Source organism: Paraburkholderia sp. GAS38 (assembly GCF_050434965.1).
Taxonomy (GTDB): domain Bacteria; phylum Pseudomonadota; class Gammaproteobacteria; order Burkholderiales; family Burkholderiaceae; genus Paraburkholderia; species Paraburkholderia phenazinium_A.
The window spans coordinates 125,856-144,685 of the sequence record NZ_JBNDJO010000017.1; the positions used below are offsets into that span (position 1 = coordinate 125,856).

Annotated in this window: 22 protein-coding genes; 9 read left to right on the top strand and 13 right to left on the bottom strand. The window is 60.7% G+C overall.

Features of this window, described 5'->3' with window-relative positions; genetic code table 11:
• Positions 1-271: 271 nt before the first annotated feature.
• From P3T42_RS31405 to P3T42_RS31420, 4 genes are all read right to left on the bottom strand, one after another.
• A complete protein-coding gene (locus P3T42_RS31405; RefSeq protein ID WP_429308258.1) occupies positions 272-1,018 on the bottom strand; it encodes a 4'-phosphopantetheinyl transferase family protein in 747 nt (248 codons plus the stop codon).
• Between the two features lie 76 nt (positions 1,019-1,094).
• Positions 1,095-1,334 carry a DUF2783 domain-containing protein gene (locus tag P3T42_RS31410; protein ID WP_074296608.1) on the bottom strand — a complete coding sequence of 80 codons (240 nt, stop codon included), beginning with the start codon at positions 1,332-1,334 and terminating at the stop codon, positions 1,095-1,097.
• Positions 1,335-1,397: 63 nt separating this feature from the next.
• A complete protein-coding gene (locus P3T42_RS31415; RefSeq protein WP_429308259.1) occupies positions 1,398-3,119 on the bottom strand; it encodes an FAD-dependent oxidoreductase in 1,722 nt (573 codons plus the stop codon).
• A 44-nt stretch (positions 3,120-3,163) separates the two neighbouring features.
• Positions 3,164-4,123 carry an MBL fold metallo-hydrolase gene (locus P3T42_RS31420; protein WP_074296610.1) on the bottom strand — a complete coding sequence of 320 codons (960 nt, stop codon included), beginning with the start codon at positions 4,121-4,123 and terminating at the stop codon, positions 3,164-3,166.
• A gap of 277 nt (positions 4,124-4,400) precedes the next feature.
• On the opposite strand from P3T42_RS31420, the gene P3T42_RS31425 reads away from it, so the two are divergent.
• Positions 4,401-5,291 (top strand): IclR family transcriptional regulator, encoded by an 891-nt coding sequence (locus P3T42_RS31425; protein ID WP_083640418.1) that lies wholly within the window; start codon positions 4,401-4,403, stop codon positions 5,289-5,291.
• Positions 5,288-6,193, top strand: a complete 906-nt coding sequence (locus P3T42_RS31430) for an IclR family transcriptional regulator (protein ID WP_429308260.1) — start codon at positions 5,288-5,290, stop codon at positions 6,191-6,193. The genes P3T42_RS31425 and P3T42_RS31430 overlap by 4 nt, the downstream gene beginning before the upstream one ends.
• Positions 6,194-6,326: 133 nt before the next feature.
• Here the strand turns inward: P3T42_RS31430 and P3T42_RS31435 are convergent, their stop codons facing one another.
• The 4 genes from P3T42_RS31435 to P3T42_RS31450 form a co-directional block, all read right to left on the bottom strand.
• Positions 6,327-6,911, bottom strand: a complete 585-nt coding sequence (locus P3T42_RS31435; RefSeq protein ID WP_429308261.1) for a DUF308 domain-containing protein — start codon at positions 6,909-6,911, stop codon at positions 6,327-6,329.
• A 117-nt stretch (positions 6,912-7,028) separates the two neighbouring features.
• The gene (locus P3T42_RS31440) at positions 7,029-7,643 is read right to left on the bottom strand and encodes a hypothetical protein (RefSeq protein ID WP_429308262.1); all 615 of its coding nucleotides are present in this window, start codon (positions 7,641-7,643) and stop codon (positions 7,029-7,031) included.
• Positions 7,644-7,921: 278 nt separating this feature from the next.
• Positions 7,922-8,143 (bottom strand): DUF6434 domain-containing protein, encoded by a 222-nt coding sequence (locus tag P3T42_RS31445; protein ID WP_429308263.1) that lies wholly within the window; start codon positions 8,141-8,143, stop codon positions 7,922-7,924.
• A gap of 44 nt (positions 8,144-8,187) precedes the next feature.
• On the bottom strand, positions 8,188-8,823 hold the full coding sequence (locus tag P3T42_RS31450; protein ID WP_074296620.1) for a 2OG-Fe(II) oxygenase: 636 nt from the start codon (positions 8,821-8,823) through the stop codon (positions 8,188-8,190).
• A 255-nt stretch (positions 8,824-9,078) separates the two neighbouring features.
• On the opposite strand from P3T42_RS31450, the gene P3T42_RS31455 reads away from it, so the two are divergent.
• Together P3T42_RS31455 and P3T42_RS31460 are read left to right on the top strand one after the other, a co-directional pair.
• Complete coding sequence (locus P3T42_RS31455; protein WP_143788338.1) at positions 9,079-10,200, top strand: DUF6765 family protein; 1,122 nt, start codon at positions 9,079-9,081, stop codon at positions 10,198-10,200.
• Positions 10,201-10,653: 453 nt separating this feature from the next.
• Positions 10,654-11,481, top strand: a complete 828-nt coding sequence (locus P3T42_RS31460; protein WP_429308264.1) for a class I SAM-dependent methyltransferase — start codon at positions 10,654-10,656, stop codon at positions 11,479-11,481.
• Between the two features lie 64 nt (positions 11,482-11,545).
• Here P3T42_RS31460 and P3T42_RS31465 read toward each other — a convergent pair whose 3' ends face one another.
• Entirely contained in the window at positions 11,546-12,157 is a 612-nt protein-coding gene (locus P3T42_RS31465) for a zinc-binding dehydrogenase (RefSeq protein ID WP_429308265.1), read from the bottom strand.
• Here P3T42_RS31465 and P3T42_RS31470 point away from each other — a divergent pair.
• Together P3T42_RS31470 and P3T42_RS31475 are read left to right on the top strand one after the other, a co-directional pair.
• Positions 12,065-12,274: a LysR substrate-binding domain-containing protein gene (locus P3T42_RS31470; RefSeq protein WP_429308266.1), complete on the top strand. Its 210-nt coding sequence runs from the start codon at positions 12,065-12,067 to the stop codon at positions 12,272-12,274. The two genes, P3T42_RS31465 and P3T42_RS31470, sit on opposite strands and share 93 nt — an antisense overlap.
• Before the next feature lie 270 nt (positions 12,275-12,544).
• Positions 12,545-13,081, top strand: a complete 537-nt coding sequence (locus tag P3T42_RS31475) for a glutathione S-transferase family protein (RefSeq protein ID WP_429308267.1) — start codon at positions 12,545-12,547, stop codon at positions 13,079-13,081.
• Positions 13,082-13,253: 172 nt separating this feature from the next.
• Here the strand turns inward: P3T42_RS31475 and P3T42_RS31480 are convergent, their stop codons facing one another.
• Entirely contained in the window at positions 13,254-13,619 is a 366-nt protein-coding gene (locus P3T42_RS31480) for a winged helix-turn-helix transcriptional regulator (RefSeq protein ID WP_074296630.1), read from the bottom strand.
• Between the two features lie 101 nt (positions 13,620-13,720).
• On the opposite strand from P3T42_RS31480, the gene P3T42_RS31485 reads away from it, so the two are divergent.
• Positions 13,721-14,686: an NmrA/HSCARG family protein gene (locus P3T42_RS31485; protein WP_429308268.1), complete on the top strand. Its 966-nt coding sequence runs from the start codon at positions 13,721-13,723 to the stop codon at positions 14,684-14,686.
• A 63-nt stretch (positions 14,687-14,749) separates the two neighbouring features.
• Here P3T42_RS31485 and P3T42_RS31490 read toward each other — a convergent pair whose 3' ends face one another.
• The 3 genes from P3T42_RS31490 to P3T42_RS31500 all read right to left on the bottom strand — a co-directional run bounded on the left by P3T42_RS31490 (position 14,750) and on the right by P3T42_RS31500 (position 16,698).
• A complete protein-coding gene (locus tag P3T42_RS31490; protein ID WP_074296634.1) occupies positions 14,750-15,079 on the bottom strand; it encodes a DUF4031 domain-containing protein in 330 nt (109 codons plus the stop codon).
• Between the two features lie 226 nt (positions 15,080-15,305).
• Entirely contained in the window at positions 15,306-15,791 is a 486-nt protein-coding gene (locus tag P3T42_RS31495) for a DinB family protein (RefSeq protein ID WP_074296636.1), read from the bottom strand.
• Between the two features lie 73 nt (positions 15,792-15,864).
• Entirely contained in the window at positions 15,865-16,698 is an 834-nt protein-coding gene (locus P3T42_RS31500) for a protein-L-isoaspartate O-methyltransferase family protein (protein WP_429308269.1), read from the bottom strand.
• Between the two features lie 209 nt (positions 16,699-16,907).
• Between P3T42_RS31500 and P3T42_RS31505 the strand changes: the two genes are divergently transcribed.
• The gene (locus P3T42_RS31505) at positions 16,908-17,804 is read left to right on the top strand and encodes an alpha/beta fold hydrolase (protein WP_429308304.1); all 897 of its coding nucleotides are present in this window, start codon (positions 16,908-16,910) and stop codon (positions 17,802-17,804) included.
• Between the two features lie 106 nt (positions 17,805-17,910).
• Positions 17,911-18,672: a glucose 1-dehydrogenase gene (locus P3T42_RS31510; RefSeq protein ID WP_074296644.1), complete on the top strand. Its 762-nt coding sequence runs from the start codon at positions 17,911-17,913 to the stop codon at positions 18,670-18,672.
• The last annotated feature ends 158 nt before the right edge of the window (positions 18,673-18,830 follow it).

An 18,830-nucleotide genomic window follows, 5' to 3' on the forward strand; every position in this document is an offset into this window, starting at 1 on the left:
GCGTGGGACGAGCTTTTGTCAGGCAAGGAAGCAGCCAGCATACTGCAAGCCCTGCCATCATAGCCGCGCTACACGCTCACGCCAGCGCTGCATCACGATGCGGTCGAAGGCAACCGGCATTCGTTCGACGAGCACACTCCGCGCAATGCTTCGCCGCGTCGCGCACGACATCCTCCGCGCGAGTGCCGCAACCCACAAACAAACTCGCCAACGACACGAGCATGTCGCGATGTTCGGGATTCAGTTGGGGACTTCGGCCCGACGCGTGCGGTCAAATTGCGCCGTGATCCGTCGTCGACCAGGCAACACAGCCGGCATAGCCCGCAGGCGCGGCGAGCCACGTTGCCGACAAGTCGCGCGCTTCATCAGGCACCTGATCGCGCAAGACGACACGCGTGCCGTCGCGTGGCAGGACGGTCAGGCGCTGCAAGCCACGCGTCACGCCCACGCCCGTTGTCTTGAGCAACGCCTCCTTGGCAACCCAGGCATCGTAAAACCAGTGGAGACGTTGGCCGGCCTCCGCCTGATCGAGCCATGCCGCTTCGCTGTCAGCCAGTGTCAACGAGGCGAGCGAGCACCAGTCGAGTTGTACGTTGCACTGTTCTATATCGACCCCCACCCTGCGGCGAGCGGACAGCGCGATCAGACCGTGGGCACCGGAGTGGGATACGTTGAAATCAAGCGCACGCGCCCCAACCGGTTCGGCGAGTTCAACCACCTCCGCCATTGCATCCATCGCAGCCAGGCACGGACGCCCCATGGCATCACGCGCCAGACGCACGGCATGTGGCGCGACGCCCAATGCGTTCCCGAGTCGCTCGCGCAGGGCCGCACGCGCGGCCGCGAAGCGCAGCGTGTCTTCGCTGCGACGAAACACTCGCGCACGCGCGCGCTCGTCGCTCGACAGCGCGCTGAATGCTTCGCTTTCGAGCGTTTGATCGAAGGGGATATCGACCCGCCATACCTGGACATCGGACGGGCCATCATGCAACAACGGGAAGAGAGGGATACGCTGCATTGCAGGGTTCGGGCTCGTTGCCTGGGCACTCGGGAAAACGGCCACTGTACAGCATTCACATGCAAGCGCCACCCGCTCAGGCGTCGAACGACGCAGCCGCGCCCTGCTGCTTCCCACCTGCCTGCGCGGCGCCTGCACGCGCATGCTGCATCGCTTCGAGCAAGGTGGCGTGATCGCCGATATGGTTCGCCAGCAGCAGGATTAACTGCGCATTCGCCGACTGGCTCTGCGCATCGTCGAAGTCTCGATGCATGTCGATCAGCGCTTCATAAAAGTCGTCGGGGCGTGCGAGATTCGGTTGTGTGTTCAGTGTCATGGTTGTCTCCTGTTCTCTCGTGGCGCTCGCGTGCTGCATGCCTGTGCCCATGCCACGCCACGATCACGCCGTGCCGCCCACGCACAACGCGCGCTTCAATGCCTGCTCGACACGGCCGGCGTCCAGGCGACGCCAGCGCGCACAAACGTGCTGATCGGGGCGAATCAGATAGAACGCGCCGGGCGTGGCGTCATAGCGCGTCTTCGCCAGACCCTCCGTGTCGTGCAAGACCGTTGCACCGGATAACGCGACGTCAAGTGCAGACACGCCCTCCGTAGCATCCGCACTTACCAGCACGACCAGTTTCAAAGGAATCGCCCCGCGCTGCAGGGCTTGAAGCGCATCACATGTCGCCTCATCGATGCCCCCAGCGCCGCAAAACAGCATGCCCGTGAACTGCTGGCCGAGTTGTTGCAGCAACCACGCCGGCTGCCCGCCAAGACGAACTGGCGCGTCGCAGCATGCCGCACCCGGCACCATCTGGCCGGCAAAGCGCTCGCTGTCCGCCGTATTGAGCGCCGAGTCGCGCAACACCGCCGGCACGGAGAGGCGCCCGCTATTCACCAGTTGCCGCGCGAATGCATGATCGCGGGCGAGTTTGAGCACAGCGTCGCGAAACACCCGGCTCACCGCGCTCTTGGGTGTGATGAAATCGGTAGAACGGGTGGAGTGGCGGATATTCTCGTCGGCTGCAGATTCGCGCTCGCTGGCGTAGGTGTCGAGCAAAGCATCCGACGCTCGCCCGCTCAGCACCATCGCCAGCTTCCACGCGAGATTCTCCGCATCCTGCACGCCGCTATTCGCCCCGCGCGCGCCGAACGGCGAAACGCCGTGCGCCGAGTCGCCGGCGAACAGCACGTTGCCGTGGCGAAAGCGATCCATCCGCAAACACGAGAATGTATAGACGCTCACCCACTCCAGCTCGAACTTCGCCTCCGGTCCGAGCAACGCGCGCACACGCGGAATCACACGCTCCGGTGTTTTCTCGAGCGCGGGGTCGGCATCCCAGCCAAGCTGAAAATCGATCCGCCACACGTTGTCCGGCTGACGATGCAACAGCACCGACTGATTCGGATGAAACGGCGGATCGAACCAGAACCAGCGCTCGGTGGGAAACTCCGCTTCCATCTTGACGTCGGCGATCAGGAAGCGGTCCTTGAAGGTACGACCATGCGTGTCGAGACCCATCAGATTGCGAATCGGACTGCGCGAGCCGTCCGCTGCAACCACGTAACGGCCGGACAGCGGGTAATGCCCGGCGGGTGTTTCGACCGTCAGCGTAACGTTGGCGTCGTCGCTCCCGGGTGCGCCGTCCTGCCGAATGCCCACCACCTTGCTCTTCCAGCGGATCTCGAGATTCGGCAATTCCCGTGCACGTTCCAGCAGATAACCTTCCACATAGTACTGCTGAAGATTGATAAACGCAGGCCGGTTATGACCGCTCTCCGGCAGCAGATTGAACGTGTAGACCAGTTCGTCTTTCAGGAACACCTTGCCGACGTTCCAGCTAATGCCCTTATCCACCATGCGCTGACCGCAGCCGAGCCGGTCGAAGATATCGAGCGAGCGCTTCGAAAAGCAGATTGCGCGCGAACCGGTCGACAGCGAACAATCGTCGTCGACCAGCACGACCGGCACGCCCTGCTGCGCGACGTCGATTGCGGTGGCGAGCCCCACCGGCCCCGCACCGACCACGATCACCGGATACGCCGTCGCTTGCGTGCCGCTCTGCTGCTCGCGGCACGACTGATACTCGAACGACAGCGTCTGGTAGTTAATGCCCATCTTGTCTCCGTCCATCTTCACGCTCTGCACGCTGTGCGCTCCCGTCAGGCCTGCAGCGCGTCCCACATGTCCTTGTCGCGCTGCGCCGTCCAGATGCGCGGATGCGTGATACCGCTCGCCTCGTCGAAAGCCCGCGAAACGTCGAACGGCAGACAGTGCTCGTAGATGAAGACGTGGCCGAACTTCGGGTCCATGGCCTTGCGGGTGTGCGCCATGGCCGCCTTCAGATCGAGCTTCTGCTCGACGGCTTCGCGACCCTGCTGCAGCAGCGTCGTCACAAAGTCTTTGGTGTAATCGAGGCCCTTGTTGACGTCTGCGGGCGTGGTCAGCGCGGGACCGCGGCCCGGCACCAGCTTGTCCGCGTTCAGCGCGCGCAGCGCCTCGAGCGTGGCCGGCCATTGCGCGAGTTGCGCGTCGCCGCAATAGCACGCGGCGTCGTATTCGACGAGGTCGCCTGAGAACAGCACCTTCTGCGACGGCAGCCAGACGATCGTGTCGCCCTTCGTGTGACCCGCCCCCAGATGTGCGATGCGCACTTCGAGCTTGCCGAGGAACAGCGTGATGTCCTTCTCGAACACGAGCGTGGGCCAGGTCAGGCCAGGCACCGTCTCGACCCCGGCAAACAGGCGCGGGAAACGTTCGATCTCCGACTTCATGTCCTGCTCGCCGCGCTCGACGATCATTTCATAGGTGCCGCGACTCGCGATCACCTGCTGCGCGCCCTCGGCGAAATACGCGGAAGCGCCGAGCACGCGCACCGCGTGGTAGTGCGACAGCACGACGTATTTGATGGGTTTGTCGGTGACGCTACGGATCTTCGCGATCAGGTCTTGCGCCATGGCAGGCGTGGCGGTGGTATCGACGATCAGCACGCCGTCGTCGCCGATGATCACGCCGGAATTCGGATCGCCTTCCGCGGTGTAGGCATAAGCGTTCTCGGACAGTTGCGTCCACGTGACTTTCTTTTCTTCCAGATCGGCCTGGGATGCGAATGCCTTTGCCATGCTTGTCTCCCTCAAAAGTTGGACGTGAGGCGAGACGGCCGGCATGGGCGCCGTTCGGAACGGGGCGCGCAAGCAGACGGCATTGGAGGATTGTCTCGCCCCGTTTTGACTCTATGACTGCGCCGGTGTGTCGGGGTGAAGGCATCTTATGGCCGGGCGAGATTATTTGTCAATAGCGAAATGTATCGCTATACGCAAACTCATAAACACCTATGATGAGAAAGGAAAGCAGACGACCTTCGGCTAACATGGAGCCCTTTTACGGACGAGCGCAGGTGTGAGCAAAGCAGCCAAAACGGACTCCGGTGCGGTTTCCAGAAAGGGCCCGGGCGTGGACAAGCGCGCGGGTGCCGGTGCTGGCGACACGGCAGACGGCGGTAAAACGCAGCGCGGAATTCAGAGCGTCGAAGTGGGCGGCCGCGTGTTGCAGGCACTCGCCCAGGCGCGCAGACCGCTGGCGTTGTCCGATCTCGCCACCGCTGCGCAGATTGCGCCAGGGCAGGCGCACGCCTATGCGGTCAGCTTGAGCCAGTTGGGCCTGATCAAGCGCGACGAGTTGTCGGGCCGCTATGAACCCGGCCCGCTTGCGCTGCGGCTGGGTTTGCTGCATCTGGAGAATCAACCGGCATTTCGGGCCGCCGTGCCGCGCGTCGCCGCGTTGGCTGAGGCGATCGGCTTTAGCGTCGCGATCTGCATTGCCGGGCCGCAAGGACCGACCATCGTTCGATATGAGCACGCGGGCTTTCCGCTGCACGTCAATCTGCACGTGGGCACGGTGATGTCGTTGCCGGCGACATCCACGGGCCGCGTGTTTTGCGCCTATCTGCCACGCGAGACATTGGAGCGCATGTGGGCGAATCAGTCGGGTACCGGTGGCGCAATGACACCGCGTGCTGAACGCGCCCGCTTCGACGCCGCTCTGGACGCCATCCGCACACGCGGACTCGAATCCAGCGTCGATGCGCCGAGTCCGGGCATCAGCAGTCTCAGTGCTCCGGTACTCGATGCGCATGGCCGCTTATGCCTCGCGCTGACAGTGATCGGCTCGACCGGCGCGATCGACGTGGCCGCCGGCGGTGCGACCGCCGGCGCGCTGCTCGCCGCGACGCGCGACATCAGCGCAGAACTGACAGCGCCCCCTTCTCTGCTGGCCTCTTCCTCATCGTGACCGATTCTCTCGACACCTCTCACGCCGGCAGCACCGCTGCTAGCGCCGCGGCGAAACCGCAGCGCGGCATCCAGTCGCTCGACAGCACCGGCGAGTTGCTCGCCGCGCTGGTCGCGGCCGCGCGCCCTCTGAACTTGCGCGACCTCGCGGCCGCTGCAGGCATGCCGCCGGCCAAGGCGTTTCCGCATCTGGTGAGCCTGCTGAAAATCGGCTTGCTGAATCGCGATGCGGCCGGCTGTTTCGAAGCCGGTGCGCTTGCGCTGGAGCTGGGCTTGATCGGACTGCAGCGGTTGTCGCCGACGCGCGAAGCAGAGCCGGAGGTGGTCGAACTGGCGGCATCGACGGCAATGAGCGTCGCGATGGCGGTGCTTGGGCCGCTTGGGCCGACCGTCGTGCGCCTGGAAGAATCCGCGCGGCCGTTGCATGTGAGCTTGCGGGTGGGCACGGTGATGTCGTTGGTGAACACGGCCATCGGACGGGTGTTCGCGGCGTATGTGGCGGACGACGTGCGTCAAGGTCTGCTGGCGCAGGATCACTTGCGGCTGGCGGGGGTGGACAAGAGGGAGCATTTCGCCGCTACGGCGAACCGGTCAGCGAAGCCCGCCTTGGCGAGCGGCAAAGACATGGCGTCGCCGCAGTCCGCCGGACAGTACGCCCAGCGCCTCGCACAGATCCGCGCGCACGGGATCGACTCGGCATTGAGCCGGCCGGTGCCGGGCATCGACACGTTGGCTGCGCCGATTCTCGATCACACGGGAAGCATCTGCCTCGTGCTGGCATTGATGGGACCGAGCGGCAGCTTCGATAGCGAACTCACCGGTGGACCCGCGCAGACGCTGCGGGCGGCGACGCTCAGGTTGTCGCGCCGGTTCGGATGGATGGCTTCGCAGAGCGAAGATTGACGCGACGGAGCGCTACCCGCTCACCGTTCGATAACACGCGTCGAAAGGATGATCCAATCTGTGCTGGCGCCCACCGTACAGCGATCGCCGAATCTCAGCACCTGCGAAACAACGGTCACGGTAGTCCAGTTCTTTAAGGCGTCGATGCAGACTTTCGCCGCAGTTGGCCGGCCGACAGCCACAACGCGGAGACAAGAAAATAGATTGCCCCTACACTTGCGTAGCCGGCCACTTTGACGATCGCAGGAGGCGTCGATGCATGGGCCTGCGCGATGAAAAACGCACCCGCCAGTGCTGACTGGCCTCCGCTCAGAATCATTGCCCATTGCGCACCAAAGCGCTTCCTGCGGCGCGCGGCAGTGGCGAGCTGAAGTAATCCGGACAGAACGGCCCAGACACCGAATACATCAAGCACCGAGCTTGTATTTACGTACAACACAACAATCACCGCAATCGCTATAGCCGCGCTAGCGAAGACATTAAAAGCCTGAGTGAAATTTTTGCGCATTCCACCGCTACGCGACATGTCGACGTAATTGGCCAGCGCATCCCATACGGGATAGACAATAAGCAGTGCGGCTCCGATCGCCGTGACCTGCTGTCCGATGGTGAACGCAAGCGCGACCCAGACGACAGAGAACGCGGCACGGATAAAGTAAAGGTGTTTGAGCCACCGCTCATTCTGAAGGCGAGTGGTATCCGAAAGATGAGTAGCCATTGAAACTCCTTTTAAATTTCGCCTGGTGTGTCGTCTGGTGCGACACACCTCGCCAAGACCGTGCAGCGACCGTGTCACCCGACGCACACCTGAGTCGCGCTGCGACGCCGGAAACAATCACATTGGCGGTGCTACGCCGTCCTTTTCGACCACGACAAATTGCGCGTTATGGGCTCCGCCGTTGGCCGGGGTAGCGATGACAAACACTTTCTTGCCTACAATCAGGTCTGCACGTGTGGCTGGTGCAAGCGTCACGACCGGTGCATTGGTCGGCACCGTGACGGTGTTGCTGCCACCCTTATAGGAAAGTTTCAGATCGCGTCCGCTCGTGCCCTCGACGACAGTGTCCACATTGGCATTCGTCATCGAACTGTTGGCGCCGAGATCATATGCATAGTGCCCTTCGCCCGTTCCGCGCGCGGCATCGGGAAACACCAGCACTTCCGTGGCGGTCAGCTTGCCGTCGGGACCCGGCATCGCCGCGGTGCCGACATATGAGCCCGGTTTGATATCGGAGAGCTGGATCGCCTTCACCGCGCTTACCTTCGACGCGTCGCTCAAGGTGATCGTCACGGTGTCGCCGCTGCGGCGATGTACGGTCAAGGCGTCGCCCGAAAACGACACGATGTCGCCGCGAATGCGCTCAGGCTTTGTCGCCGGAGATTGTGCGAACGATGCGCCAGCAAGCGAGAGTGCAACGAGTGAAGCGGCAAGCTTGATACGGATGGACATAGATGCTCCGTTGATATGAAGGGATTAAAGCTGTTGGTGGCTGGCGGCTCAGAATCCGCCGAACCAGAGCACCATCCAGTCGGGGGGCGCAATTGGTATGAACGCAAGGATCGCAGGGAAGGCGCCGGTAGGGTATCGGTCAAATGACCGATGGGCACGTCACCAGACATGCGTTTGGCGGGTTTCAGAGTGAACCGGCCACTCGAGTGACCGGTTAGCGAGATTGGCAAATGGCCGCGACTGGCCGCGTGCCGCGCAATCCATTCAACACAGAGCAGTCAAATTCCGCCGTCGGCCTTCCGCAACCTGATCCATTCGTCCGCCACCTCCCCCATGTTCCGGGGTACGCCGCTTTTAATCCAGGCCATGAAGAGTCGATCGAACTTAAACGTCTCACCACACTCACTCTTCAGAAACCGCCGAACGTTCTGAGTGTTCCTGTAGGTCTCGTCAATTTTGGTGGCCCGATTAATCGGGTCCCGGTGCCAGTCGAATTTCATAGAGCCTCCCCGTCTCAAGAATCAACGCATGAAAGCCAGCGCCATTACGCGCGGCGTCTGAACCATCCGGTGAGCGACAGGCGATCGCGCGTCGCGGGCAATACCTCGTGCAGCATATCGGCGGATAGAAACACCGCAATCCGGCTACCGACCGGCGAGATATCCCACATGCGCAGGCCCTCCGGATGCAGTCGCAATTCACCGCCATGCTCAGGCAGCCAGTCTGCATTCAGATAGACGACGACCGACACCGTGCGCCTGTCGTCATGGCGAAACTGATCGCGGTGTCGCAGATACGCATCGCCAGGCGCGTAGAACGCGAAATGGCTTTCGTATTCTTCGAGTCCCAGAAAGAGCCTGCGATTCAACGCGACACGCAACGTTTCCATGATCGCGAGATACCGGTCGCAGGCGTCGGATTGCCCCGCCTCCAACCAGTGAATCCGGTCGCCGCGGACATCGGGCTGGAGCGAACGCGCCGCGCCCTGGCTGACCCGCGCCAATGCGAGCGTCCCGGCAGCCGCAAGCGTCGCACATTCCAGCGCGAGCGAGAGCGTCAAATCCGGCGGAAGAAAGTTGTCCTGTTCCGACCAGCCATGGTCATGAAGGGCCTCCAGGATTCGTCCATGCCTTTCTTCTCCGGGTGCATCGGAATGCGCCGACGGGTGTGTGCAGTTCACTGTCTGTTCCTTCGAACGAAGGTGCTGGTTGGAAATTCGAACTGTCGTCCAAAGGATATGAACGAGGCGGGCTTTAATCTGAGCGAAGGATGGTAACACCGGCTTCTGGCGTTTCCTGTATGGGGAAATTTTGGCGCAAAGGACGTTAAGGACAAAAGCGCTCTGGCAACAGGCAGGTTTTCAGTGAGAATCGACCCACCTTAATAGAAGAGCCGGCAGTAGAATCGACCCGATTACACACGTCCGGGGGAGTTTATGCAGCGCGATATGCACTATTACGCGACATATGCAATGGCTGCGGCGGCCGGCATTCCGAAGGAGGATGCCGAAACTATTGCCTATGCTTCGCAATATGTGGACGACCAGAACGACGAAGACCTCATTTCCGTTCGGGAGGTAGGGGGCGACTTTTGCGAGTCGGTGGTCACTATACCCACGGCGCATCACCCCCTGGAGACCGGTATTTTCGCAGGGCTCGGTCACCTTGAAAGGGAGGCTGCGAACTTCGTGCGCCGCAAGACGAATCACAAGGAGGGGCGCGACGATAGCCGGCTCGTTTGGGTGCCGTTTCATTTCTTGCCAGGTAACAAGGGGACCAACTACCTGGAAAAGCTCGTTTGCCAGAAGGACAGCGCTATTGCGAACGAAATGCTGGAGCATCACCTGGGCTTCGCGCAGGAAGACTTCGGTTTGGTGCTGGCAGGGATTGCGGCCCACGTTTACGCCGACACGTTCGCCCATTTTGGATTCGCAGGTGTTACATCGTGGCTGAATTCGATTGATATCGATTCGATTCAGATTTCCGATGGCCATGGCCACGAGACGAAGAATTACGTCGAGGGCAGTGCTTCGAAGTTCAGACGGCTCTATGGGTTCATTGAGAATGCTGCACATATCGGACACGGTGGCGTCGATACCTGCCCGGATCGTCCATTCCTGAAATGGGCGTTCCGCTATAAGCAAAGCGGTCACCTCGAGAGCCGCTCGAATCCGGACAATTTTCTGGAAGCGTCTCGCAAGCTTCACGCCTTCTTTATGCGCGTCGCTGAAAAGCGCTATACCGAAGCCTCGCGCGGCACAATTGTCCCGTTCGATGCGATCGAGAACGCCGTTCAGACGCTGATTGCACACGAAGGAGAAATGACGGAGCGCGAGCGCGCCTGGACGGAGGCGATGGAGCAAGGGTCGCTTCAGGTCGCGAGATGTGCGGCGTATTCCGTTGGTGCGTGGGGCTCGGAACTGGATGAGGCGCTGACAGAGAGGAACTTCACGCGCATCAGGAACAGTCGAGCCTATTCGTTCCATTCCGCAGCCGAGTATCACAGGCATTTCGTGCTCAAACGGTTGTTGCCCAAGCACGGGTTGATTGTCGCCTGATTGGCGAACACGGTGTGGCGTTCGACCCGTGTGGCAACGCCGGGAGCGCGGTGCGCTGTTTCCGCTCGCTATAAGAACGGACGTTCGCACCGCTCCGCTGGTCATGACCGGACCATTCTGCCGATGGGCTGGGCAGAGTGTACGCTGGCGCACACTGAAGCGTTGACCTCACCGGGTTAACTTACGATGATGTAGGCAACGGGAAAGGTAATCGTATCGATAAATTTATCCTTTTGTATAGATCACCGTATTGTTTTTGTTGTATTCGCTCGCCTGTTTGAGCAGTAACCGGGAGTCAGGGCCGTAGCAACGGACCTGGACGAACGCTTCCATCCGCCCGAGTCAACGCATAAAGATCTCCCCGCGCCTCGTCGCCACCGACCGGCGCCGGAAAGGTGCGTCCTCGTTTTGGCGATTGCGGTTTTGGGCTTGAGATGAGACGGGAGTCTCGTAATGGACATTCAACTTACGCTTGACCAGATAAACCAGCGTGCCTGGAACTCGCGCGATGCCTCGCGCGAGTTCCTTCGGAGCAAGTCGTGGATCGACCCTGGGGAAAAAGCCGCATTCGACCAGATCGCCGAGGAGTGTCGCGGCGAGCCGTTGCTCGACATCGGTATCGGCGCGGGCCGCACGATTCCGTTAATGATGCAGATTTCGTCCAATTACACTGGGATCGACTACACGGCCAAACTGCTCGAGCACGCTCGCACTCGCTACCCGGATCTCAATCTGTATCACATGGATGCGCGGGACATGTCAGGGTTGCCAACCGATCACTATGCGCTGACGGCTTTCAGCTGCAACGGAATCGACTGTGTGGCCTACGAAGACCGCGTTCTGATCCTGAAAGAGATGTTCCGCGTTACCCGGCCCGGCGGCCTGGTCTGGTTCTCAAGCCACAATCGCGATGGCCCTGGGTTCCAGGACAGTATCCCGAAGCTGATGCCGCGTTTTACGCTCAACCCATTACGCTACGGATGGCGGACCTTACGGGCACTACGGACGCTTCCTCTTGCCTCCTACAACTACATGCGGCACGCGCGTTTTCATCGCAACTACGAAGGGTATTCGATCAAGACGGCGGCAGCCCATTTTTTCGGCATCCTGATCGTGTACACGACGTTGACCGAACAGCGGCGCCAATTGGAATCACTAGGGTTCCGGGTTGAATCCGTGTTCGGATGCGGTGACGGCAAGCGTATCGATGGCGATGCCCACACGAGTGACGCGTCGTGGTTGCACTTCGTCGCCCGCAAGCCTATGCACCCCCTGGAATGAAAAGCCAGGCCAAAGCACTTGCCGAGCGAGACGCAACGCGGCGTCCGCTCGGCAGTACTTGCGTTCAGTTGCTATGTGAAGGTGTGAATACTCCACGGAAGCGCATCTTCCCGGAAGCGAGACGGTCATACGCTTCGGTGGCACGGTCTAGCGAAAAGGTCTCGACGATTGGCTTAACTTTTCCTTTTGCGGCGAGGTCAAGCACCTCGCTGAGATGGCGCAGTCCCGCATGCGTGGAGCCGATTACCCGTTGGCGCATCATGTGGAACGGCTTGCCCTGCGACGAGATCGAGAACGGCTTGCTGAAGTCCAGTCCGCAAAGGATCACGCGACCGTCGACCCTCAGACCCGCCATGGCCTCCTCTGCAGCGCCGGACTCGTTGGTGGTGACCAATAGTACGTCGGCGCCACCAAGATCGCGAAGTTCCGTGCCATTGCCAACCACTTGATCCGCGCCTAGCTGGATGGCCAGGTCCCGCTTGTCCGCGGAGTGTGTAATCGCGATGGTCTCGAAACCGCACGCCCTGGATAGCTGCAAGGCAACGTGCCCCAATCCCCCAATACCCAAAACAGCGATTCTTTCATGCGGCTGAGGTGCTGCATCCCGAAGGCCGCTCCAGGTGGTATAGCAGGCGTGCCGGATCATCATGTCCGCGACGCATTGCGCGATGGTCACCTTGAGCGCGTATTGGCCGATTGGTGCCCGGTTATGCCCGGCCTGTGTCTTTATTACTCTGGCCACCGTCACGTATCGAGCGGTCTACGCGCGTTGATTGATACATTGCGCGTTTAGCTCGCGAACTCCGGCTGGAGCACGCGAACACAGACGGTCAGTAGCAAGGTAAGCGTGCTCACACCGCTGCTCGTCAATCGATAGCCAGATTAACCGCGAGTCTACAACTTTTTGTAATGGCCGCTTTGCACCGCACTCTCGCGCGAAGCAGCAGATTCGGAGGCTTCCCAGCTCCGCAGCCAACCCCAACGATGATGTCGATTTTCGAGGTTCCCATTCGTCGTTCCGAAATAAGGTAGATAAAACCTGATCAAAGGAGGGTTGCGAAAGATGATCACCGTATTTGGAGAAGGAAGAGGGTTCCGGGTCGTCTGGCTGCTGGAGGAGATGGGGCTCGCTTACCGGCTGAGGCCAGTGGACCTGCTAGCCGGTGTCGAAGAAGACGCGGAGTTCCTGGCCATCAATCCCGCCGGTTTCATTCCGGCCATTCAGGATGGCGACGTCACGATGGTCGAGTCCATTGCGATCATGGAGTACCTGATGGCTCGCTACGGGCCGACGCCGCTCGCGCCCACCCCGCGCGATCCTGCGTTCCCCGCTTACCAGCAGTTCCTCCACCTCGGTGAAGCCGGTCTCGCGGCCTCCATCTACTTCGTCGTTGGCGCCCGCCTTATCGCGCCGGAGTCCGAGCGGCAGAACTGGAGTGCGGGTCAGGCGCGGAGGGTTTTCGAAAGCCGGCTGACGTTGGTGACGCGTCGGCTTGCGCATACACCCTATCTTGCTGGCGAGACGTTCACCGCAGCCGACATTTCGGTGACCTACGCTCTGGAGTTGCCCCCAAACAAGTGGCGGCATCACCCTCGGTGAGGTAGAGCAGTCTTACATGGCTCGCACCCGCGCACGCGAAGGCTACAAGCGCGCTATGGAAACATGTCCATCCAGGAAAGCATGGCTCGCTAACCCTGCGTAGCGGGCCATCGTGTTGCGGGTGGCCAGGCTTTACGCAACGTTGCTGTGGTATTGCCACGGCGTGATGCTCTCAAGGAAAAGGGCTGCGAGCGGCGAAGGCTCTCTGCGCAGCCTGGACATCCTCCCGATGATCTTCTGCCCACTTCAGGATCGCTTGTAGATGCGGCTCGAGAGAGCGCCCGAGCGGCGATATTTCGTAGACGACGGCAACTGGCGCCGTGCTGATGACCGAGCGATTGATGAAGCCATTGGCCTCAAGCCGGCGAAGACATTGAGTCAGCGCCTTCTGGGTGATGCCCTCGTTTGCTCTTCGCAGCGCATTGAACCGCATGGCGCCGCCGCAGAGACAACCAAGGACAAGCAGCGACCACTTGGTCGTAATTTCTTCGAGCACGACGCGATTTAATTCAAGGTCTTCTCGGGATGGTGTCGACATTGTCCGGGATATTCCAGGCTACCTAGTAGCATTCAGGTGCGTAATTGCATTCAAGTATCAAATGTATACCATAACCTATCTCTAACAGACTGGGGTGGAAAATGACCGTTGATATTCATGAATCAAACAGCCTGATCAGGCAGGATGCAGCCGCCTCCAAAGCCGTGCTTGTGTTCGGTGCCACTGGACAGCAAGGCGGAGCCGTCGCAACCGCGCTTAAGTTGCAAGGATGGCCGGTCAGGGCGCTGGTCCGCAATCCCACCAGCGACAAGGCGAAAGCTCTCCTGGACCTGGGCGTCGAGCTATTCAAGGGCGACTTTTCGGACAGCGATTCGATCAGGAACGCAACGTCGGGAGCCTATGGCGTCTTCAGCGTGCAACCCAGTTCGGGACAGGGCGCGTTGTACGGCATATCCGACGAGCAGGAGATCCGCTACGGCAAAAGCGTCGCGGACATCGCCATCGAAATGGGCGTGCAACATTTCGTCTATACCTCGGTCAATGCTGCTGGTCCCGACAAGACCGGAATGGGCCACTTCGATAGCAAGTCCGAGATTGAAGCGCATGTTCGCGGCACCCGTCTGCGCAGCACGATCATTCGCCCCGCCGGCTTCATGGAACTTCTGATGCTTCCCGGCATGGGACTCGACAAGGGAGTTTTCATGTCGTTTCTGCGACCGGGTCAGACCGGACAGGTGATTGCGGTGCAAGACATCGGCAAGATCGTCGCGACCATCTTTTCCGATCCAGACAGATTCGTCGGCCGGACCATCGAAATTGCCGGGGACGAGGTGACTGGCGTGACGCTACAGGAAAGTCTGAGCCGCGCGGCGGGCAAGCTAATCGCCTATTACCGCTTCCCCGATAGCCTGTTGCAGGACAACAGCTTCCTTGATCGTCTTACATCCCTGTTCGACGACGGCCGACTCGCGGGCCATGCGGACATCGCTGCCCTAAAGAGCGAATTTGGACACCTGTTGAGTTTCGACGAATGGTTAGCAGGTCCAGGCAAACCCATGTTCGAGGCCGCGCTCCAGGCCGACGCCGCTGCGATCTCATTCCGTTGAAGTCGCCAACCGTACCTGATGAGTTAGCCGACGATTTACATGGATATACGGGTCCCCTGTTGCCTAGTCCGCAACCGGCATTGGCATGTTCGAGACATTAACCGTGACTTGCGCCAGAAGCCGGTCGGCGTCCTTGTTCTTAAGGCGCCGTGCGCCGGCAGCGACAGCTTTCGCTCGCACGTCGGGGCGAATCCAGTAGTACGGCGCACCCTTCGGCGTGAAGGTGCCGTCGGCCGCGCGTGAGGGAATCCATGAGGCGGGATCAAGTCCGATTTGCAAGGCCATTGCAAACAGCGCATCGGGCGTCGGATCGTCCGAAAACAGCCGGCAATGTTGGGCTTGCGGACCGCGGGCGCTCCAGGCGCCGCTTTTCAACTCGTCTACGTAAATCATGATGATAGGCTAACGTAATATAGGTTTTGCGAGCGTCGGACACACGCGGCCGACGCTCACTCAAATGCGGGCAAGTTCGATGGGCGATTCACCCGCTTCTTCGGCGACCACTCGCTTGCATCCGGATAAGCGAAAGCGTAGCCGCTTGCGCCCGGCGGGTCGATTATGGAACCGTGAAAAAGAATTCATCTCGAGGACCACGGCATGAAGAGGGCGAAATCCGGTGTCAGGCGAGCAAGCCGCGCCGCAATAGCGCAGCCATACGCCACCGGTGGTCACGATCATGATCCGCAAGATGCTCAAGCAGGTCGTACACCTCATAGGTCGAGCCGTTCTGCCGGATACTGACCCGCTCAAACTGACTCGGCTCCAGATCTTGCAGGCGATCGATCAAGTGCCGCCGTAGCGTCGTAAACTCACGGATCGCGTCGTCGCCGTCACGCTGTGCGTAAGCGCGTGCAAGCGGCCAACTGCCGATGTCCGGCATTGGCAACAGCGCCGGCTTGTCGTGATCGAGAGCCTGTACGATTCGCGGGTAATAGAGGTCGCTCTCGCAGTCTTTGATATGCCAGAGATGCTCGACCAGCGACAGGTTGTCTTCTTCCGGCGCGCGAGCAAGGTGCTCTCGGGGCATCCCCTGAAAGACCTCGGCGAGGAAGCGCGGCATCTCGGCCAGTTGTTCGATCAGATAGGCACGACGGGTGGCGGTCATGACGCAGGAATCCATGGTGAAGGTAGTGTGTAACGGTCGCTCAACAGACAAGTCTGGTGGAATCTGGCGGAAGTCAGGCCGGCTCGGAGGTCGATAGCCACCAGTCGGCCCCCACGAACCACGCCGATTGGTCCGCGGGCGTTTTCAATCTTAGCGACTTGACTGCCGCCGTCGTATTTGATTTGAACGCACTGACCAGGGATTCTCCGGTCGCATCGTCGCGAGCTCCGATACACTCGATGAACTGCGCCGGTGAGATGAACTTTGCCGCGTATGAGTTGGCCGCAACACGTGTCACAAGCAGCATGCCGCCGAGGCCGCGATTTGGCGTCAACGGGAAAATCAGACGGCCGCCATCATTGAGTGCCTCAAGCCAGCTATCCAATGGATGCGTCGCACCCGCGCTCACGTAAATCAAATCCGAGCGCGGCAGCACTGCGTGAGTTCCGCTTTCTTCAAGCACCCGGACGTGTTCCAGGTGAGCAAGGTTCGACGTCGCATGCGCACTCAGACCCGGGTCGATCTCATACGCAGCCACATGCCCTGCTTCACCAGTGAGGTGCGCGAGAAGTGCCGTGTAATAGCCGGTTCCCGAACCGATGTGTGTGATGGTTTCGCCCCGCGAGATGGCGGCTGCGTCCAGACACCGGGCATGGAGGCTCGGCTCACCGTTGTTAATGCCTCGATCGGTCTTGAGCCCGATCAGGATGTCCTGATAGAGAACGGCAGGGTCGGACGTGTCGGTCGAGATGTATCCCGTCAACGTGTACACGTTCCATGGACCGGGACCCAGATACTTTTCCCTTTCGACCAACGCAAATGCCGCCTGGACGCTCGGGTCTCGGCACGCTCCCTTGGCCGTTATGTATCGCGCATAAAAAGCGCGAAGCACTTCTATGTTCGTCATCGACCGTTTCTCCGTAAAGGGACAGAGCTATCGTAGCAGGTCAAGTCGGGCAAAGTGATCGGTTGTTAGCGATCCAGTTCGCAATGTCGAACGGCCGACATTGGCAGTCCAACCCGGAACCAGGCGTTTTTCTAACGCGATTCGGCAATTTATCTGGTTTGATGGACCGCCGCAGGATAGATATCCTTCTTGCTGCGAAGGAAGACACCATGCTTAAACATATTGCAACCGACCTGCTTGACATCGCCTATGACGAACAGGGCAATGCCGACGGCTGGCCGGTGGTCCTGCTACACGGTTTCCCTTACGACATCCACGCATACGCGGAGGTGACGCCACGCCTGACATCCCAGGGCGCCCGCGTCATCACCCCCTATCTTCGGGGATACGGGCCAACGCGCTTCCTTGCGCCCACGACACTTCGCTCGGGCCAGCAAGCGGCGCTTGGAGCAGACCTGCTAGCGCTACTCGATGCACTTCAGATTGGCCAGGCCACGCTCGGCGGGTACGACTGGGGCGGCCGGGCGGCATGCATCGTGGCCGCGCTCTATCCTTCGAGAGCGCGAGGACTGGTCTCGGTCAACGGCTACAACATCCAGAACATAGCTAGCGCCGTGCGGCCCGCCGACCCCGAAAAGGAATACCGGATGTGGTACCAGTACTACCTCCATGGCGAGCGCGGCCGGGCCGGACTGACTGAAAACCGGCGCGCGTTCTGTCGTCTGCTATGGTCGCTATGGTCACCGACCTGGCGCGTCGACAACGACACCTACGCGCGCTCGGCAGCGGCGTTCGACAACCCCGATTTCGTCGATGTGGTCGTCCATTCTTACCGGCACCGTTTCGGACTGGTCGACGGCGATCCCCAGTTTGACGATATCGAGCGCCGCTTGTCCGCCATGCCGTCGATCACGGTGCCTACGATCACGCTCGAAGGGGACGCCGATGGCGTTTCGCCACCCGGGGGAAGGCAGGCGAACTCACAGCGCTTCACGGGACGCCATCAGAACCGCGTCGTGCCGAACGCCGGCCACAATCTTCCGCAGGAGGCACCCGAAGCGTTCGCTGACGCGGTCCTCGACATCAACGCATGGGCCGCCGCTTGACGCTCTTGCGCATAAGGCGATTGACACTGCTCTGTTATTCGGCCGAGCCAGGCAGCATTCGGATAAAGGCGGCACAGCGCAAGCATCACACATGGAGGTTCCCTCAATGAATACTGTTCCGCAGACCCCATTGATTCTGATAACGGGCGGAGGCCGTGGCGTAGGCGCGGCGACTGCGCGGTTGGCTGCCGCACAGGGTTACGACGTAGCGATAAGCTACGTCTCCAACGAGTCTGCCGCTCTTGCGGTGGCCGCCGATGTGGAAGCTGTCGGGCGCCGGGCTTTAGCCATGCGTGCAGACAGCGCAGATCCGCAGCAGGTCGCTCAGCTATTCGCCGCGATCGACCGGAAGTTCGGCCGCATCGATGTGCTGGTCAATAACGCCGCGATCATTGCGCAGCAGTCTCGGCTAGAGGATCTCGCATTCGAGCGGATGCAGCGCATCTTTGCGGTCAATGCGATAGGCCCGATCCTCTGCGCGCAGCAGGCGGTGAAGCGGATGTCGCGTCGTCACAATGGTCGAGGCGGCGCGGTGATCAACATCTCATCGGCATCGGCCCGGCTTGGCAGTCCAAACGAATATGTCGACTATGCTGCCTCGAAAGGTGCGCTTGAGACATTCACTACCGGCTTCGCCAAAGAAGTCGCGCGGGATGGGATACGTGTCAACTGCATTCGCCCGGGACACATCTACACCGACATGCACGCTAGTGGCGGCGAGCCGGGACGGGTGGACCGCGTCAAAGACTCGATCCCCATGGGACGAGGCGGTCAGCCTGAAGAGGTTGCGCGGGCGATCCTATGGCTGGCAAGCGCCGAGGCTTCGTTCATCACCGGCACGTTCCTCGATGTCACCGGCGGCAAGTAAGCAACAGGTTGCGGCGATGGAGGCGGTGCTCTGCGGGAACGGCATGGGGCGCGGCGTCTGCGCCACGCGGCCGAACAGAGGCACGCGAGACAGACAAGCGCTCATGGCCGAACCCGCCCCGACGCTGTCATTCAACGTGGGGGCGGGTTCGGCCATCT

Coding starts and splice junctions, on each gene's coding strand:
- P3T42_RS31490 (WP_074296634.1), bottom strand. CDS start 15,079: ATGATTTACGTAGACGAGTTGAAAAGCGGCGCCTGGAGCGCCCGCGGT.
- P3T42_RS31410 (WP_074296608.1), bottom strand. CDS start 1,334: ATGACACTGAACACACAACCGAATCTCGCACGCCCCGACGACTTTTAT.
- P3T42_RS31510 (WP_074296644.1), top strand. CDS start 17,911: ATGAATACTGTTCCGCAGACCCCATTGATTCTGATAACGGGCGGAGGC.
- P3T42_RS31440 (WP_429308262.1), bottom strand. CDS start 7,643: ATGTCCATCCGTATCAAGCTTGCCGCTTCACTCGTTGCACTCTCGCTT.
- P3T42_RS31475 (WP_429308267.1), top strand. CDS start 12,545: ATGATCACCGTATTTGGAGAAGGAAGAGGGTTCCGGGTCGTCTGGCTG.
- P3T42_RS31455 (WP_143788338.1), top strand. CDS start 9,079: ATGCAGCGCGATATGCACTATTACGCGACATATGCAATGGCTGCGGCG.
- P3T42_RS31445 (WP_429308263.1), bottom strand. CDS start 8,143: ATGAAATTCGACTGGCACCGGGACCCGATTAATCGGGCCACCAAAATT.
- P3T42_RS31405 (WP_429308258.1), bottom strand. CDS start 1,018: ATGCAGCGTATCCCTCTCTTCCCGTTGTTGCATGATGGCCCGTCCGAT.
- P3T42_RS31435 (WP_429308261.1), bottom strand. CDS start 6,911: ATGGCTACTCATCTTTCGGATACCACTCGCCTTCAGAATGAGCGGTGG.
- P3T42_RS31420 (WP_074296610.1), bottom strand. CDS start 4,123: ATGGCAAAGGCATTCGCATCCCAGGCCGATCTGGAAGAAAAGAAAGTC.
- P3T42_RS31460 (WP_429308264.1), top strand. CDS start 10,654: ATGGACATTCAACTTACGCTTGACCAGATAAACCAGCGTGCCTGGAAC.
- P3T42_RS31470 (WP_429308266.1), top strand. CDS start 12,065: ATGCGGCTGAGGTGCTGCATCCCGAAGGCCGCTCCAGGTGGTATAGCA.
- P3T42_RS31500 (WP_429308269.1), bottom strand. CDS start 16,698: ATGACGAACATAGAAGTGCTTCGCGCTTTTTATGCGCGATACATAACG.
- P3T42_RS31480 (WP_074296630.1), bottom strand. CDS start 13,619: ATGTCGACACCATCCCGAGAAGACCTTGAATTAAATCGCGTCGTGCTC.
- P3T42_RS31505 (WP_429308304.1), top strand. CDS start 16,908: ATGCTTAAACATATTGCAACCGACCTGCTTGACATCGCCTATGACGAA.
- P3T42_RS31485 (WP_429308268.1), top strand. CDS start 13,721: ATGACCGTTGATATTCATGAATCAAACAGCCTGATCAGGCAGGATGCA.
- P3T42_RS31495 (WP_074296636.1), bottom strand. CDS start 15,791: ATGACCGCCACCCGTCGTGCCTATCTGATCGAACAACTGGCCGAGATG.
- P3T42_RS31415 (WP_429308259.1), bottom strand. CDS start 3,119: ATGGGCATTAACTACCAGACGCTGTCGTTCGAGTATCAGTCGTGCCGC.